14 protein-coding genes and 2 tRNA genes are annotated in these 14,947 nt (G+C 63.3%); 8 read left to right on the forward strand and 8 right to left on the reverse strand.

Going from position 1 to position 14,947, the window contains the following annotated elements; genetic code table 11:
* Positions 1–6: 6 nt before the first annotated feature.
* Both PAQ31011_RS18040 and PAQ31011_RS18045 read left to right on the forward strand, forming a co-directional pair.
* A complete protein-coding gene (locus PAQ31011_RS18040; RefSeq protein ID WP_150577117.1) occupies positions 7–837 on the forward strand; it encodes a hypothetical protein in 831 nt (276 codons plus the stop codon).
* Positions 838–882: 45 nt separating this feature from the next.
* A complete protein-coding gene (locus PAQ31011_RS18045; protein ID WP_150577118.1) occupies positions 883–1,656 on the forward strand; it encodes a hypothetical protein in 774 nt (257 codons plus the stop codon).
* A 5-nt stretch (positions 1,657–1,661) separates the two neighbouring features.
* Here PAQ31011_RS18045 and PAQ31011_RS18050 read toward each other — a convergent pair whose 3' ends face one another.
* Together PAQ31011_RS18050 and PAQ31011_RS18055 are read right to left on the reverse strand one after the other, a co-directional pair.
* Positions 1,662–2,249 (reverse strand): nitrogen fixation protein NifQ, encoded by a 588-nt coding sequence (locus PAQ31011_RS18050; protein ID WP_246179641.1) that lies wholly within the window; start codon positions 2,247–2,249, stop codon positions 1,662–1,664.
* Between the two features lie 56 nt (positions 2,250–2,305).
* Positions 2,306–2,731, reverse strand: coding sequence for a TOBE domain-containing protein (locus PAQ31011_RS18055; RefSeq protein WP_150577120.1), 426 nt, complete (start codon positions 2,729–2,731; stop codon positions 2,306–2,308).
* Positions 2,732–3,020: 289 nt separating this feature from the next.
* Between PAQ31011_RS18055 and PAQ31011_RS18060 the strand changes: the two genes are divergently transcribed.
* From PAQ31011_RS18060 to PAQ31011_RS18075, 4 genes are all read left to right on the forward strand, one after another.
* Positions 3,021–3,755: a YoaK family protein gene (locus PAQ31011_RS18060; protein WP_150577121.1), complete on the forward strand. Its 735-nt coding sequence runs from the start codon at positions 3,021–3,023 to the stop codon at positions 3,753–3,755.
* Positions 3,756–3,842: 87 nt separating this feature from the next.
* Entirely contained in the window at positions 3,843–4,604 is a 762-nt protein-coding gene (locus PAQ31011_RS18065; protein WP_150577122.1) for a 3-oxoacyl-ACP reductase, read from the forward strand.
* Positions 4,605–4,751: 147 nt separating this feature from the next.
* Positions 4,752–5,267 (forward strand): hypothetical protein, encoded by a 516-nt coding sequence (locus tag PAQ31011_RS18070; protein ID WP_150577123.1) that lies wholly within the window; start codon positions 4,752–4,754, stop codon positions 5,265–5,267.
* A 256-nt stretch (positions 5,268–5,523) separates the two neighbouring features.
* Entirely contained in the window at positions 5,524–5,841 is a 318-nt protein-coding gene (locus PAQ31011_RS18075; protein WP_150577124.1) for a VOC family protein, read from the forward strand.
* A 409-nt stretch (positions 5,842–6,250) separates the two neighbouring features.
* On the opposite strand, the gene PAQ31011_RS18080 is transcribed toward PAQ31011_RS18075, so the two are convergent.
* Complete coding sequence (locus PAQ31011_RS18080) at positions 6,251–7,168, reverse strand: DMT family transporter (protein WP_150577125.1); 918 nt, start codon at positions 7,166–7,168, stop codon at positions 6,251–6,253.
* A gap of 187 nt (positions 7,169–7,355) precedes the next feature.
* On the opposite strand from PAQ31011_RS18080, the gene PAQ31011_RS18085 reads away from it, so the two are divergent.
* Positions 7,356–8,078: an AraC family transcriptional regulator gene (locus tag PAQ31011_RS18085; RefSeq protein WP_150577288.1), complete on the forward strand. Its 723-nt coding sequence runs from the start codon at positions 7,356–7,358 to the stop codon at positions 8,076–8,078.
* 80 nt (positions 8,079–8,158) lie between these two features.
* The gene (locus PAQ31011_RS18090; RefSeq protein ID WP_150577126.1) at positions 8,159–8,455 is read left to right on the forward strand and encodes a YciI-like protein; all 297 of its coding nucleotides are present in this window, start codon (positions 8,159–8,161) and stop codon (positions 8,453–8,455) included.
* A gap of 129 nt (positions 8,456–8,584) precedes the next feature.
* Here the strand turns inward: PAQ31011_RS18090 and PAQ31011_RS18095 are convergent.
* The 5 genes from PAQ31011_RS18095 to PAQ31011_RS18115 form a co-directional block, all read right to left on the reverse strand.
* Positions 8,585–8,660, reverse strand: a tRNA-Glu gene (locus tag PAQ31011_RS18095).
* Positions 8,661–8,676: 16 nt separating this feature from the next.
* Positions 8,677–8,752, reverse strand: a tRNA-Ala gene (locus PAQ31011_RS18100).
* Between the two features lie 127 nt (positions 8,753–8,879).
* Positions 8,880–9,965, reverse strand: coding sequence for a DSD1 family PLP-dependent enzyme (locus PAQ31011_RS18105; RefSeq protein ID WP_150577289.1), 1,086 nt, complete (start codon positions 9,963–9,965; stop codon positions 8,880–8,882).
* 224 nt (positions 9,966–10,189) lie between these two features.
* Positions 10,190–13,294 (reverse strand): FAD-binding and (Fe-S)-binding domain-containing protein, encoded by a 3,105-nt coding sequence (locus tag PAQ31011_RS18110; protein WP_150577127.1) that lies wholly within the window; start codon positions 13,292–13,294, stop codon positions 10,190–10,192.
* 196 nt (positions 13,295–13,490) lie between these two features.
* Positions 13,491–14,768: an MFS transporter gene (locus PAQ31011_RS18115; protein ID WP_150577128.1), complete on the reverse strand. Its 1,278-nt coding sequence runs from the start codon at positions 14,766–14,768 to the stop codon at positions 13,491–13,493.
* Between the last annotated feature and the right edge of the window lie 179 nt (positions 14,769–14,947).

Here is a 14,947-nt window from a genome sequence, read left to right on the forward strand (position 1 = left end):
TTAGCAATGACAATTTCAGCAGCAAATTCGTCGATCGGACTCATTGGCGCTATCCCGCGCAGCCTCGATGCCGAGACCGTCACGGTGTGCACGAAAACCGGCGTCAACTACGCGTTGAGCAGCCTGTGGGAGCGCATCAAGGATTGGTTCTTCGGCACGAACAAGGTCGCGGCAATGACCGCGATTCACTCGCTGGCCACAACCGAGTCGTCCAGCACGCAAATCAACGCATTTCTCGATCTCCTGCGTTGCATCGAACCGGAACACCGCGAACAGTTGAAGTGGTGCGCGGGCGATGGCGGAGATCCCTATTTCATGATCGGCGACTGCATCGTTCTCGCTGCGCCGGACTGGTCCGCGCACGGGGAGATGCATCTGAGCGTTGACGACATGGCCCAGATGTTGCTGAGGATGCATCACGGCGACGAGTCGCTACTGTCGGCGTTCGTGCGCGTTGAAAACGAAACGGTCCACCTGTTGCGTGCGCCGGAGCAAAGCGCGGAGGACGACGGCGTTGTCCTCCACGATCTGAGCACCAAAAAAACGTATCTGGAAAGCTCGCCCAAACTCGTCGAAGCGCTGGAGTTCATCGGCATGAACCGCAATGGCGTTCGCTGCGACGAATCGCACGAACTTGGCCTACAGGTCGAAAAGGCATGGCGCGAAGCGACGGTCGGGAGTGCAAGCACCGATGAGGAAGGTATCGATGCGTCCAGCGCGCTCATGGGCAGCATGGCGCAGGACGTCATGTTGCTGGTGACCGACATGTTTCATGAGCGTCTCGCGGCGAGCCGCAGCCCGGTGCCGAGGCGAGAGATCGGCCAATACGGTGCCTGAGGCGGGCTCACGCCACCGCGCAGTCAAACATAAGGAGTCATCGAGATGTCCATTTCACTTTCAACGACACACATCGGCCTGGCCGGTGCGCATTCACGCAGTCTTAACGACGACATCATCGACACTTGCACCCAGCCCGGTCTCAAATTCGCGTTGAGATCCCTTTGGGAGAGCATCAAGGACTGGTACTACGGCACGAATAAATCCGTTGCCATGAATGCGGTTCACACGCTCGCGACAGCGGAAACGACCCGAGATAGATTCGAGGCATTTGCGACCCTGCTGCGCTGCGTCGAACCGCAGCATCGCCATCGTTTGCAGTGGCACATCGACAATGGCCACGGTCCCCGCTTCCAGATTGGCGACTACCTGTTTTTGGCCCCTCGTGACTGGACGTCGCAATTGCCGATGTTGTTGCAAGCTGACGACATGGCGCACCTGATACTGTCGTTTCGGCACGAAAACGCCCCCGTGCTGGAGACGTTGGACGATCAGCGCAAGGCGTTCCGTGAAGAGGCGATACGAGACAAGAAGACGGTCGAGCCAGACGATTACTATCGAGCGCATACGCAGTATCTGAAAGCGACCCCTTCGCTGCTGAGCGCCTTGACGCTCATTGGCATGAACGCATACCGCGGCGACCTCCTCTTCGCGTATGACCTCCGATATCAGGTGGAGCGTGCCTGGATGCCGAGAATGACGGAGCCCGGCATGACGGACATGACCGACGACGACATCGAGGACGGTGCTGCCAAGGCCGGCTCAATGGCTCAGGATCTACTGGATCTCGTGCCCCGCGCGCTTGAGGAGATTCGATAGGCGAGTCAACGACGCGTCGGATCCACCGTTCCAATCGGAATGACGGTCTGGCGCAGGTGTGCGTAGCACTCGCCATACGCCTCACAGCCGGGGCACCCCGGCGCGGGTCCAGGGGCGCGTCCGTAAGCCTGCGCGCAAGCTTCCGCGAGGAATCGCTTCCATCGCAGATTTGCCGTGTTCTCGGTGACCAGCGTCGGGAAGAAGTGCGTGAGTAACGCGGTGACGTCGTCGCGTCCTGTCAGGCCGAGATCACGCCAGAGATGATCGGGACGCAGGCACGCCGTGGCGAGAATCGTCGCCATGTCGGCGGCATCCACCGGATGGAGCATCGGATCGGCACGACGGCGCAGCATCTCCTTCATCTCGACGACGAAGACTGCGTGCGATGCCCACGCGGGCGTCGGCAATGCTGCGGCGAGCGTCTGCCAACTGTCGGACACAGGATGAAAATGGCGACGCAATAACGTCGCCAGCGCCGCCCCCGACAGCCCGAGGCGCGCCAAGCGCTCGGGCGTGGCATTGACCACAAGGAGCGAGGCGAACAGCGTCGCCTCGGGGCGTGCATGCGAAGGTGTCAGTGTGAGACCGTGCATGAAAGACATTGCCTGGCGTTCAGGCAATTTTGCAGAATGATGCGCAGTGATGTGACTCAGGCGACGGCCAGAATCACGCTCGATGCCTTGACCAGCGCGGCGGCGGCGCGACCGGCCGTAAGGCCCAGACGCTTCGCGCTTTCGTTCGTGACGATGGCGGCAATGATCGCACCGCTATCGGCCGTGATTTCGACTTCGCTGTTCACTGCACCTGTCTCGACGCGCGAGACCTTGCCGGTGATCACGTTGCGCGTGGAGACCTTGCTCGCGTCGGCGTCGACCATCACGATCACCGACGAGGCCTTGATCAGCGCTACGGCGTCGCTGCCTTCCTTCAGGCCCAGATTCACCGTGCTCGCATGCGTGATGACCGCGACGATCTCCTGGCCTGCGTCTGTGCGCAGCGTGACTTCGTCGTTTACCGCACCACGTTGCAGCGAAACGACTTTGCCGTTGAACTGGTTGCGAGCGCTGGTCTTCATGGAAATCTCCTGTCGATGTGAGCAGCGTGGCCGGTGTCGCGCATGTCGACGACGCCGACGTTGTCACTTCGGCCACGCGATGCAATAAGACGTTCGGACGGTCGCGCAGGACCGCCAGCGTGATGCAGTATAGCGGGTCAACGTGGCGTCCGCCGTAGCGGGCCGGTGATATGCTTCATCAGCGTCCGGGGCCGGACAGACGCCCGCTTCGGGCACGCAGTGACGCAGTATCCGGGCCAGCGCGCTGCACGCGACGCCATCTGCCACGCATGCCGACACAGGAGCCGTCATGGGTACTCCCCGCCATATTCCCACACCGACCGAGGCCGCCACGCTCGCCCGTAGCTGGGTCAGCCACTTCTCCAAACCCACCGTCATCGGCATGACGCTCGCGTTCGTCGCCGGTTATATCGACGTGGTCGGCTTCATCGCACTGTTCGGCCTCTTCACCGCGCACGTGACCGGCAACTTTGTGATGATCGGCGTGCAACTGGTCGCGAGCACCCACGTCGGCGTGCTCGCCAAGTTGCTCGCGCTGCCCGTGTTCGTCATTTTCGTCGCGATGGTCAAGCTCATCGTGCAAGGTTTTGCGAACACCAACCGTCGTCCGCTCCGGTTGTTGCTGATTTTGCAGACGTTGCTGCTGCTGGGCTTCATGATCATCGGCATGGCCGCGCAACCCATCCTCTCGGCAGACGCGCCGCTCGCCATTCTCTCCGGCATGTTCGGCGTGGCCGCGCTGGCGATCCAGAACGCCATCGGACGACTGGTGCTCGCCGACCTCGCCCCGACCACCATCATGACCGGCAACACCACGCAGATCGTGATCGACATGGTGGAACTCGCCAGCGGCAACTGCGGCGACGACAAGGCGGCACGAACGCGTCTGCGCAAGATGCTGCCGGCGCTGGGTGCATTCGCCGTCGGTGCCATCCTCGGCGGCTTCGCGTATCACGGCGCGGGCTTCTGGAGCGTGCTGCTGCCGGTCGTGCTGCTCGCCGCGCTCGCCACCGCCAACGAGTGAGCCGCCGCCGTCCCCGACGAACAATCCTGCAGAACGCGCGATAATGACGGCCTTTTTGCAGGTTTTGCAGGATTAGGGGATATCGGAATGAAGCTGGATTCGCAGTGGGTGCTGGTCACGGGTGGGGCGCGCGGACTGGGCGCGGCCATTACGCGCGCGGTGGCGCGTGAAGGCGCAGGCGTCGTCATCAACTATCTGCGCAGCGACGTCGCCGCACGCGAACTGGCCGAATCGCTCGGCGATCGCGCCATCGCCTTGCAGGCCGACGTCACCGACGAGAAGGCCGTTGCGCGCCTCTTCGCCGAGGCCCGCGAGCGCATCGGCAGCCCGATCGTCTCCGTCGTCAACAACGCGCTGGCCGACTTCCGCTTCGATGGCGACGCACGCCCCAAGCTGGAAGACATCTCCTGGTCGCGCTTCTCGCAGCAGCTCGAAGGGGCGGTCAAAGGCGCACTCAACACGATGCAGGCTGCCCTGCCGGGCATGCGCGAAGCCGGCTTCGGACGCATCGTGAACGTGGGCACTAACTTGTTCCAGAATCCGGTCGTGCCGTATCACGATTACACGACGGCCAAGGCCGCGCTGCTCTCGCTCACGCGCACGGCGTCCAACGATCTCGGCCCCGACGGCATCACCGTCAACATGGTCTCGGGCGGTCTGCTGCGCGTGACCGACGCCAGTGCCGCCACGCCGGAAGCCGTGTTCGATCTGATCGCGAGCCTCACGCCGTTGCGCCGGGTCACGACGCCCGAAGAGTTCGCCGACGCCGTGCTGTACTTCCTCTCGCCGTGGGCGCGTGCCGTCACGGGGCAGAACCTCATCGTCGACGGCGGGCTGGTGAAGGGCTGAGCCCGCGACGCCCTGTCCGTCATACGCAAGACGGGGAACGCGTCCGTGCTGTCGCCGGACGCGGTAAAATTGCCGTCTTTGTGAGCGCGCGCTCACACCCGTCGCATCCAGCCCACCCACCCCACTTTCAAGCCCCGAATTCAGACAGTGACCGCAACTCCCACCACACCCGCAGACATCCCGACTGACGACACCAGCACTACGGATACCATCCACGAAGACCGCCTGTGGCGCGACGACGGGTGGACGGCGAAGGTCGTCAAGAATGAAGAGGACGATGGCTGGGCGGTGGCGATGTTCAAGGACGGCGAGTCGGAACCCGCCCTCGTCGGGCCTTGGACGATGGGGCGCGACAAGAAGAATCCGAAGCCGTTGGACGTCGGCGCGTTCCATACGCTGGTGAAGACGGCGAGCGAGGTGCTGCGGCGTCACGAACAGCAACTGCGCGCGCAGTTGCACAAGCGCATCAGCGTAGACGGGCCGGACGGCGAAATCGACGTGACGCTCGATATCGTGCCCGACGACTACGATCCCTACGCCATGCTCAGCGCCATTGACCGCTTCGGCGAAACGATTGCGACGGTCAAAGTGCCGCCGTCGTTCAAGCTCTCGCGCAACAGTGCGCGTGCGTGGGTCGAGAACGACTTTCAACGCCCCCAGTAAGCGCCCGCTATCGTCGACTCACCGCGACCGACATCGACTGACGATCTGACGTCAGTCGACGCCCCCCTTCCCTTCATCCCCCATCCCATCACTACGGATACCGGGATAACTGCCCGTCTGGTTAGCGTGTCTGCTGACGCCTAAGATGGATTTCGCCGACATCCCGCCTGCACCGCGCTATCCGCCACAAGATGCGAGCGGGCGCTCACACAGTGCAGCGGCGGCGTTCCCATCGAATCCGGCGTCAGGAGACCCCATGAAACGCTTTCATATCGCGCTCGCCGTGCGCGATCTCGACGAATCCATCACCGATTATTCAGCACGTCTCGGCCAACCCCCGGCGGCCGTCGTGCCGGGCGCGTACGCCATGTGGCGCACCGACCTGCTGAACTTCTCGATCAATCAATCGCCGTCGCGCGCCGGGGAGCTGCGCCACGTGGGATTCGAAGACGACGATGCGCCCGAGTATTCGAGCAGCACCGATTGCAACGGCCTGCTGTGGGAAGCCTTCTCCGCCGCCGAACAGGACCGTCGCATAGTGAGTACTTACGGGGTAGCGGTACGGAACACCTGAGCACCCTGCCCCTCGCCCCCTTCCGCTTGGGAACGGGAATCGGCGGGGGGGGGTGCGACCTGCGATGCGCGCCCGGGCCAAGTGAACCTCGAACTATTCCTGAACTATTCACGAACTATTCATTGGTCAGTTCGTACCGATGAATCACATGGGCTATCAGTCGCCGCGAATTGAGGATGCACCGCCCGCCAAGGCAAGTGCCGCTTACTCAGCAATCGATTCAGAGCGACCGATCAATCAGCTAGCGCTCCCCTCTCACGGACCAGCCCGAACTCACCCGAACTATTCACGAGCTTATGATTTTCGGGCCGTATCCCCTACAAATGCGAGGCAGTACAAACTGAATGCCGAAGGTCCAGTCAGCGACATGCTGACTGGACCTTTTGCTGGACGTATGCCCCCCAGGAAATTACGCCGGGACTTCGTCCGAATCTTCCACGCCACCAAAGCCGGGCAGCGGACGTTGCCAGCGCTGCGCAATGAACACGCCGACGAGCGCCACACCGCCACCGATCACGTGGAATGTGTGCAGTTGCTCACCCAGCAGCACGACAGCAATCGCCGCCGTCATGACCGGCAGCACGTTGATGAACATGCTGCAACGGTTCGGCCCGAGATGCCGGATGCCCTGAATCCACAGGATCGGCAACACAATCGAAGCGCCCAATCCCGCGTACAGCACCAACGGCACCGTCGCCGCATTCAACTGCGCCTGACCGGCCGGCACCATCGCGAGCATCGGAATCATCGTGATCAGCGCCGCCCACGCCTGCACGTAGGTCGACTGCGCAGGCGGCACCGCCACGTGCCAGCGTCGCAGCAGCACGCTGTACAACCCGTACGATGCCGAGGCGATCAGCATCAGGATGTCCCCCAGATGCATGCCGCCGTCGAGCAACTGCGACGGATGCCCCTGCCCGATCAGATACACCAGCCCTGCGAGCGACAGCAGGCCACCCACGAGCATGCCGAGGGTCGGCGGCTCACGCAGCAGCACCACGCTCCACAGCAGGGTCAGCAGCGGGGCCAGCGCCGTCACGATCGCCATATTGGTCGCCGTGGTGCTGTGCGCCGCGAGATACGACAGGCTCTGATAGAACGACATGCTCAGAAAGCCGAGGAAACCAAGCTTGGCGAGTTGCGGACGGATGTGATGCCAGTTGCGCAGTAGCGGACGAATGACGAAGGGCGTCATGACGGCGAGCGCCAGCACCAGACGATAGAACGTGATGGCCGACGGCGCGATGGTCGTGGCCGAGAGCTTCGAAACGATGACATTGCCGGCCCACAACAACATGGCGCCGAGCGGATACAGAAAGTACCCCATGACGATTTCCCACAGGTTTGACAAAGGAAGCGCCATCGTCGGGGATGTCACACCGGACCGTCTCACGCTAAAATTCCAAAACCTGTCTCAAAAAGGACATCCCGTGGCGACCGAAAAGCGCGAAAAGGCTGTGCGTCGTGTCATCGATCCGCGCCTGACCGATCACCTGCGATTCGAGAGCACCCCCATGCCGATGGCGGCGATGGCGGTCGACTACGCGCACAACGAGTTCATCGCCTCGCATTCGCATCGGCGCGCGCAACTGCTCTTCTCGATCGAGGGCGTGATGATCATCGCGTCGTCGTCGGGTCGCTGGGTGGTCCCACCGACACGCGGCGTCTGGCTCGCGGCCGGACTGGAACATACGGTGCGCATGAGCGGCAACGTCAAGATGCGCACCGTGTTTGTCGAACCGGGCAGCGAACCGTTGCCCGACACCAGTTGCGTCGTCGAGATCACACCGCTGATGCGCGAGCTGATTCTGGCCGCCATCCACGTGCCGCCGGACTACGCGCCCGACTCGCGGGACGCGCGTCTCATGCGTTTGCTGCTCGACGAACTGATCGCTCTGCCCGTCCTGCCGCTCTACCTGCCATGGCCGCGAGACGCTCGTCTGGCACGCGTTTGCGATCGTCTGATGCAAAGCCCTTGCGACGACGCGATCATCGACCATTGGGCTAGCGAAGCGGGCCTCTCACCGAAGACGTTTCAGCGACGCTTCTCCACGGAGACGGGCCTGACGTTCGGCCGCTGGCGTCAGCAAGCGCGCCTGCTTCAAGCGCTGGAAGCGTTGGCGCGCGGCGAAAAAATCGTGAATGTGGCGCTCGATCATGGCTATGCCAGCCAGAGCGCATTCGCGGCGATGTTCAAACGGCACTTCGGCGTACCGCCGTCGGCGTTTTATCGATAATGACGCGTACGGCGCGCGTCGATGCGATGGCACAAGTTCATCACGTCACCGCCCGCACAAGAATTCACGGAGATCACACCATGCACTACCTGCTCACTTACGAACTCGTCGACGATTACCTCGACCGTCGCGGTCAGTACCGCGACGCGCATCTGGCGCTCGCCTGGGCGGCGTCGGATCGCGGCGAACTGCTGCTTGCGGGCGCGCTGGAGTCGCCCGTCGACACGGCAGCCCTGCTCTTCGAAGGTGACTCGCCCGCGGCGGCAGAAGCCTTCGCGAAGGCCGACCCGTATGTGGTGAATGGTCTGGTGAAAACGTGGCGCGTACGACCGTGGACGACAGTCGTCGGGAAGACGGCAAGCACGCCGGTGCGCTGAAAGATGGCCGGGCACATGAACCGGCAGCACAAAAAACAAAACGCGCTTGGCCGTGAAGCCAAGCGCGTTTGTCGACAACCGATTGCACGTCGTGTTTCTGGAGCTTTCCGAGAATCACGCCGCTAAATCTGGCGTCCCCTAGGGGATTCGAACCCCTGTACTCACCGTGAAAGGGTGATGTCCTAGGCCTCTAGACGAAGGGGACCTAAAGTCTTCCGTTTTGGTGGAGGTAAGCGGGATCGAACCGCTGACCTCTTGCATGCCATGCAAGCGCTCTCCCAGCTGAGCTATACCCCCGTACGGCGAAGAAGTGAGACTATAGCGTGCTTTACCGACCTTGGGAAGCCCCCGCATCAAAATATTTTGACGGCGCCGGATGTCACCGCGATGACTCGGCCACCGCCGCCCCTCGCAATCCCCCGCCTTACTGGCTTAGCCCTCGGGCTTCGATCGGCCAGAGGCCTTCGACCCGCCCGTGCCGCACCGCCACGTAGCGGTCGTACAGGTTGACCGTCGGATCGCAGTGTCCCGGCACCAGCAGAATCGGCTCACCCAGCCACGGCGCGCTGTCTTCGTCCGCCGAGGCGAGTTCCAGCACGCCATGCTCGTCCGAGGCGGTCCGGTAATGCGGCTTGCTCGCCTGTTGCGACGACCAGAAGCGCGGCAAGCCCGAATCGGTCGCCACGCTCTTGAGCCCCGCATCGCACACGATGATGCCATTGCGCGCCGTGCTCATGACCGTCGACGCGAGAAACAGGCCATGCCGGAAGCGCCAGTCGTCGCGCCATTCGAGCGAGCCGTAATGGCCGTCGAGAAACACATACGACCCCGGCTGAATTTCGGTGTACACGCCGCTTTCGATGTCGAACTCGGCCGTGCCTGTGCCACCGCCCGTCACGACCGGACACGCGATGCCGCGCGCTTCGAGAAAGCGCACGTAAGCCGACGCGCGGTCCGCGGCGAGACGTGCGGTATCGCGCCGCTTTTCCCAGCCGTCCACGTGCTGCGCGCTGCCGTGATAAGCCTGCAATCCGCCGAAACGCAGCCCCTCGTAGTGATCGATGGCGTCGACCAGTTGCCCGACGGCATCCGTCGAATCCACGCCGCAACGTCCCTGCCCCACATCCACTTCGGGCAGCACGGCGATGCGCACGCCAGCGCGCTGCGCGGCCTTGCCGAGCGGTGCCACCTGCCGCACGTCGTCGACGCACACCGACAGCGTGACGTGCGCCGCCATCGCCACGGCCAGCGCTACACGCGCTTCGCCCACGAATTCGTTACTGATATGGATGTTGCCGATGCCCGCGTTGACGAACGGGATGGCCTCGGTGACTTTCTGACAGCAAATGCCGACCGCACCGGCCGCCATTTGCGCACGCGCGATAGCGACAGACTTGTGCGCTTTGGCATGAGGACGCACGGCGACGCCGCGCGCGGCCGCTGCGCTCGCCATGCGTTCGACGTTCGCATCGAACGCGTCGAGATCGAGCAGCAGCGAAGGTGTGGCCACCTGCGCGAGCGTGTCGCCTACACGTGCCACGGGCGGCACGGCAATGTTACCGGGTGCCAAGTTTGCAGCACCTGCCGACGTCGAAACCGTATTGACTGAATCTGGCATCACAATCCTCAATCCTTTGATGGGCGTTCGCAGAAAATGGCGGCATTCGGTCGAGGTCGAGGTCAAGGTCAAGGTCGAGGCCACGCCAACACGCACGCCGTCGCACTGGCCGTCGCTTAAGTCACTCCGCCCGGCAACGCCTGCGCCAGCACGCGCGCGACGTGCAACGCCTCCGTCTGCGCCCCATCGTGAATCTGATGGCGGCAACTGGTGCCGTCAGCCACCACGATGGCGTTTTCGCTGCGTTGGCGAATCGCCGGCAACAGCGTCAACTCAGACATGGCGCGCGACGTGTCGTAATGCTCCGCCTCGTAGCCGAAACTGCCCGCCATGCCGCAGCACGACGATTCGATCGATGATACCTTCAGCCCCGGCACCCAACCAAGGACCGTTGTGACGGGCGAATAAGCGTCGAACGCCTTCTGATGGCAGTGCCCATGCACCAGCGCCTCGTCCACGCCACCTCCCACGCCGTCCGGCAACGCCTGCCAGGCCACATTCAGTCGACCGGCCGCCTTCTCGCGAACCAGAAATTCCTCAAACAAAAACGCGTTGTCCGCCAACTTGCGGGCCGCATCGCCGAAGCCGTAGCCGAGCACCTCGTCGCGCAGCGAGAGCAGGCACGATGGCTCCAGCCCCACAATCGGCACACCATGCTCGACGAACGGCATTACCGCGTCGAGCAGACGTCGCGCTTCTGCTTTCGCTTCGTCCACCAGACCGGCCGCGAGGAACGTCCGGCCGCAGCACAGCGGCCGCTCACCGGCGCGCTGATTCACATGGACGGTATAGCCGGCCGCTTCGAGCACCTGCTTCGCCGCGCGGGCGTTTTCCGGCTCCATGTAGTTGTTGAACGTGTCGACGAAGAGCAGCACCTGACGCGAATTCGCCGCGTCGACGGGGCGGCCCAGCGGCGTCTGACGCGCCAGGAACGAGCCGGTGAGCGCGGGCACCGAGCGTTCCAGCGCGAGCCCGAGCCAGCGCTTCGCCGTGTTGCTGCCCGGCAGACGCTGCGCCGCATCCAGCAGGCCGCCCACCCGACTGGCCCACGGCGCATAGCGCGGCAGGTACGCGATCAGCTTGTCGCGCAACGACACGCCGTGGCGCTTCGCGCGCGCATGACGCGCCTCGATCTTGAAGCGCGCCATATCGATGCCCGTCGGACAATCGCGCTTGCAGCCCTTACACGACACGCACAGATCGAGCGCCGCCTTCACCTCGTCGCTCGCCAGCCCTTCGTCGCCGAGTTGCCCGGAGACGGCCAGACGCAACGTATTCGCCCGTCCGCGCGTGACATGCTGCTCGTCGCGCGTGACGCGATAGCTCGGACACATCGTGCCCGCATCGAACTTGCGACAGTGGCCGTTGTTGTTGCACATCTCGACGGCAGACGCGAGGCCGTGCGTGGCGTCCGTCCCCGTGTCCGGTGCGCTCTGCTCGCCAGTCAGCGCATCGCGCTTGACGTTCCAGGCCGTCCAGTCGAGCGCAGGCGTGACCGGCTTTGCCGCATAGCCGGGTGCGAAACGGAACAGCTCGCGCGTGTCCATCTTCGGCGGACGCACCATCTTGTCCGGATTGAAGCGATTCTCCGGATCGAACAGATCCTTGATCTCGCCGAACGCCGCATTGATCCGCGGCCCGTACTGCCAGGCCACCCATTCGCCACGACACAACCCGTCGCCGTGCTCGCCCGAATAAGCGCCCTTGTATTCGCGCACGAGCGCCGCCGCTTCCTCGGCGATCTCACGCATCTTCACCGCACCGTCGCGGCGCATGTCCAGAATCGGACGCACGTGCAGCGTGCCCACACTTGCATGGGCGTACCACGTACCTTCCGTCCCATTGCGATGGAACACTTCGGTCAGCCGCCGCGTGTACTCCGCCAGATGTTCCAGCGGCACCGCGCAATCTTCGATGAACGACACGGGCTTACCGTCGCCCTTCATGCTCATCATGATGTTCAGGCCCGCTTTGCGCACTTCCCAGAGCGCCTTTTGCGGCCCCGCGTCCGGCATCTTCACCACGCTGTCGGGCAAGCCGAGATCGCCCATCAGCGTGGCGAGATCGTCGAGCTTCGCGCGCAGTGCGGCAGGATCGTCACCCGCGAACTCGACCAGCAGAATCGCCTGCGGATCGCCCGAGAGTGCCTTCTCGATGACGGGACGAAACGCGGCGTTGTCCATCGCCAGATCGATCATCGTGCGATCGACCAGTTCCACCGCCACCGGCCCCAGCTTCACGATGTGCTGCGTGAGGTCCATCGCCTGATAGAACGTGGGGAAGTTCACCACGCCGAGTGTCTTGTGCGCGGGCAGCGGTGCAAGCTTGAGCGTGATCTGACGGCTGTACGCCAGCGTGCCCTCCGAGCCCACCAGCAGATGCGAGAGATTCGCTACGCCGTCGTCCGTGTACGCGCGCGGGTTCAGGCAATCGAACAGATCGAGGTTGTAGCCCGCCACACGACGCAGCACACGCGGCACGCGCTCACGCAGCTCCGCCTGCTCGCGCACTGCGATGTCGTGAACGCTTGCGAGGATCGCCTTCGTGCGTGCGTCCGTGGGTGGCGTATGCAGCGAGCCGAAGTGCAGTTGCGCGCCATCGGCCAGTACGGCATCGATGGACAGCACGTTGTGCACCATGTTGCCGTACTCAATGGAGCGCGAACCGCACGAGTTGTTGCCCGTCATGCCGCCGATGGTGCATTGCGCGGCAGTGGAAACGTCCACCGGAAACCACAGCCCGTGCGGCTTGAGCCATGCGTTCAGATGATCGAGCACGATACCCGGCTCGACGGTCACCGTGCGCGCCTCGGCGTCGAAATCGATCACACGGTTCAGCCACTTGCTGTTATCGATGACGAGCGCTTCACCGATGGTCTGCCCGCACTGGCTCGTGCCCGCCCCTCGTGCGAGCACCGGCACTTTCTGGTCGCGCGCGATATCGAGCGCGCGAATCAGGTCTTCCTGATCGCGTGGCACCACGACGCCGATAGGGAATATCTGATAGATCGACGCGTCCGTCGCATAACGGCCGCGACTGGCGCGATCAAACAGCACATCGCCGCGTAGCTCACGTCGCAGGCGGTCCTGCAACGGCGTGAGCGCCACCCCGCCGCGCTGCATCGGCATCAGATGCACGGGCTGGCTGGCGGTCGTCGAAGTAACCGGAGAAGTGGGAGAGGTGCCGTGAGGCGTCGCGCGGGCGTTCGATTGGGAATTCATGACGTTGCTGGCGTTGAGCTGGCCGTACCGAAGAAGATGCACCGGGCATCGGGGACGGGCCTGCGGCGAACGGACACGAGGCCCGTCCGGCAGGTGTTCTGCGGGAGATGTCGCCTGTCGGCCTGATCGTGGCGGATCGTGCGGACGCTCAGCACCCCCTCACGATCCGACGGATCAGGCAGACATCAAGTGCACGTCAGGCCGGCTGACGAGCGTTGCTTGCGTTAGCGGCATCGCCGGCAAGCGAGAACTTGCTCTCGGGTTGCATGCGGAAGGCCAGCACCACACCGACGGCCATCAGAATCATGCTGCCCACGAACGGCAGTTCCCAGTTCCCTGTGCGGTCGATGAGATAACCCGAGAGCACCGGCGAGATGATCGCCGCGAGCGCCGAACCGGTGTTCATCATGCCGCTGGCCGTGCCCGAGTATTCCGGTGCGACGTCCATCGGGATCGCCCACATCGGGCCAATCGTCATTTCAGCGAAGAAGAAGCCCGATGCCAGACACGCCATCGACACATACAGATGGTGCGTGAACATCATCGGCACGAGCGAGATCAGCGTGAGCAGCATGCACACGGAGACCATCCAGCTACGTGCGCGCTTCAGGTTGCCAGTGCGCTCGTAGAGCTTGTCGGTGACGATCCCGCCGAGCGTATCGCCGATCACACCGGCAAAGAACACGCTCGAAGCAAACAGCGCCGACTTCTTCAGATCGAGGTCGTAGCTATGCAGGAAGTACTGCGGAATCCACGACAGGAACAGCCAGAGCGTCCAGCCATAGCAGAAGTACACGACCGTGACCGGCATCATGCGCTTGAACAGCGGGCCCCAGGGCACCGAGCCGGTCTTGGCCTTGAGCGCGGGCAGCACGGCCAGTTCTTCGGTCGTGATGCGCGGATGATCTTGCGGACGTTCAGTGAACGTGAACGCCCACAGCGCCACCCAGATCAGACTCACGATCCCGCACAGGTAGAACGATTCGCGCCAGCCGTGCGTGGCCATGATGAACACCACCACGGCCGGGGCCACGGCGTTACCAATACGCGAAGCCGCGTGCGTGATCCCCTGCGCGAAACCGCGCTTTTCCTTGGGAATCCAGCGCGACATGGCCGAGGTGGCCGCCGGGAACGTCGCCCCTTCGCCCAGACCCAGCAGCAAGCGGGCCAGCAACAGCGTGACGAGGCCGCCGGCCATACCGGTCAGGATCGTCGCAACCGCCCACAATGCGCCGCACACCAGCAACGTGCGCTTCGCACCGAAGCGATCGCTCACCCAACCGCCGATGATTTGGAAAACCAGATAGGGATAGGCAAATGCCGAGAAGACAAGACCGATTTCCGTCTTGCTGAGATTGAATTCCTTACCGAAGCCGGCTGCCGCCGTACTGACGTTGACGCGATCGAGGTAGGTGATGAAATACATAACGCATAGCATCACCAGCACGACCCTTGTCGCCTTGAAAAGCTTCATTGCATGTCTCCTGAAACATCCTGTGGAGCGCGCCCGCAGCATGCCGGCAGCGCAAAGGTGTTGCTGCGTCGCGAGCGCTTCTGTTGTGAGGCTCTGTGACGCGTGAATGACAATTAAAGCGTTTTACTTCAGGAGCGCCGATGATCCTCCAAACACATCAACAGCGCCCCTCGTCTCCT

Origin of the sequence: Pandoraea aquatica (assembly GCF_902459565.1) — a bacterium.
Classification (GTDB): Bacteria; Pseudomonadota; Gammaproteobacteria; order Burkholderiales; family Burkholderiaceae; genus Pandoraea; species Pandoraea aquatica.

What these genes read in the sequence shown, in the direction of transcription:
- PAQ31011_RS18040 (WP_150577117.1), top strand. Translation starts at nt 7, where the DNA reads ATGACAATTTCAGCAGCAAATTCGTCGATCGGACTCATTGGCGCTATC.
- PAQ31011_RS18045 (WP_150577118.1), top strand. Translation starts at nt 883, where the DNA reads ATGTCCATTTCACTTTCAACGACACACATCGGCCTGGCCGGTGCGCAT.
- PAQ31011_RS18050 (WP_246179641.1), bottom strand. Translation starts at nt 2,249, where the DNA reads ATGCACGGTCTCACACTGACACCTTCGCATGCACGCCCCGAGGCGACG.
- PAQ31011_RS18055 (WP_150577120.1), bottom strand. Translation starts at nt 2,731, where the DNA reads ATGAAGACCAGCGCTCGCAACCAGTTCAACGGCAAAGTCGTTTCGCTG.
- PAQ31011_RS18060 (WP_150577121.1), top strand. Translation starts at nt 3,021, where the DNA reads ATGGGTACTCCCCGCCATATTCCCACACCGACCGAGGCCGCCACGCTC.
- PAQ31011_RS18065 (WP_150577122.1), top strand. Translation starts at nt 3,843, where the DNA reads ATGAAGCTGGATTCGCAGTGGGTGCTGGTCACGGGTGGGGCGCGCGGA.
- PAQ31011_RS18075 (WP_150577124.1), top strand. Translation starts at nt 5,524, where the DNA reads ATGAAACGCTTTCATATCGCGCTCGCCGTGCGCGATCTCGACGAATCC.
- PAQ31011_RS18080 (WP_150577125.1), bottom strand. Translation starts at nt 7,168, where the DNA reads ATGGGGTACTTTCTGTATCCGCTCGGCGCCATGTTGTTGTGGGCCGGC.
- PAQ31011_RS18085 (WP_150577288.1), top strand. Translation starts at nt 7,356, where the DNA reads ATGCCGATGGCGGCGATGGCGGTCGACTACGCGCACAACGAGTTCATC.
- PAQ31011_RS18090 (WP_150577126.1), top strand. Translation starts at nt 8,159, where the DNA reads ATGCACTACCTGCTCACTTACGAACTCGTCGACGATTACCTCGACCGT.
- PAQ31011_RS18110 (WP_150577127.1), bottom strand. Translation starts at nt 13,294, where the DNA reads ATGAATTCCCAATCGAACGCCCGCGCGACGCCTCACGGCACCTCTCCC.
- PAQ31011_RS18115 (WP_150577128.1), bottom strand. Translation starts at nt 14,768, where the DNA reads ATGAAGCTTTTCAAGGCGACAAGGGTCGTGCTGGTGATGCTATGCGTT.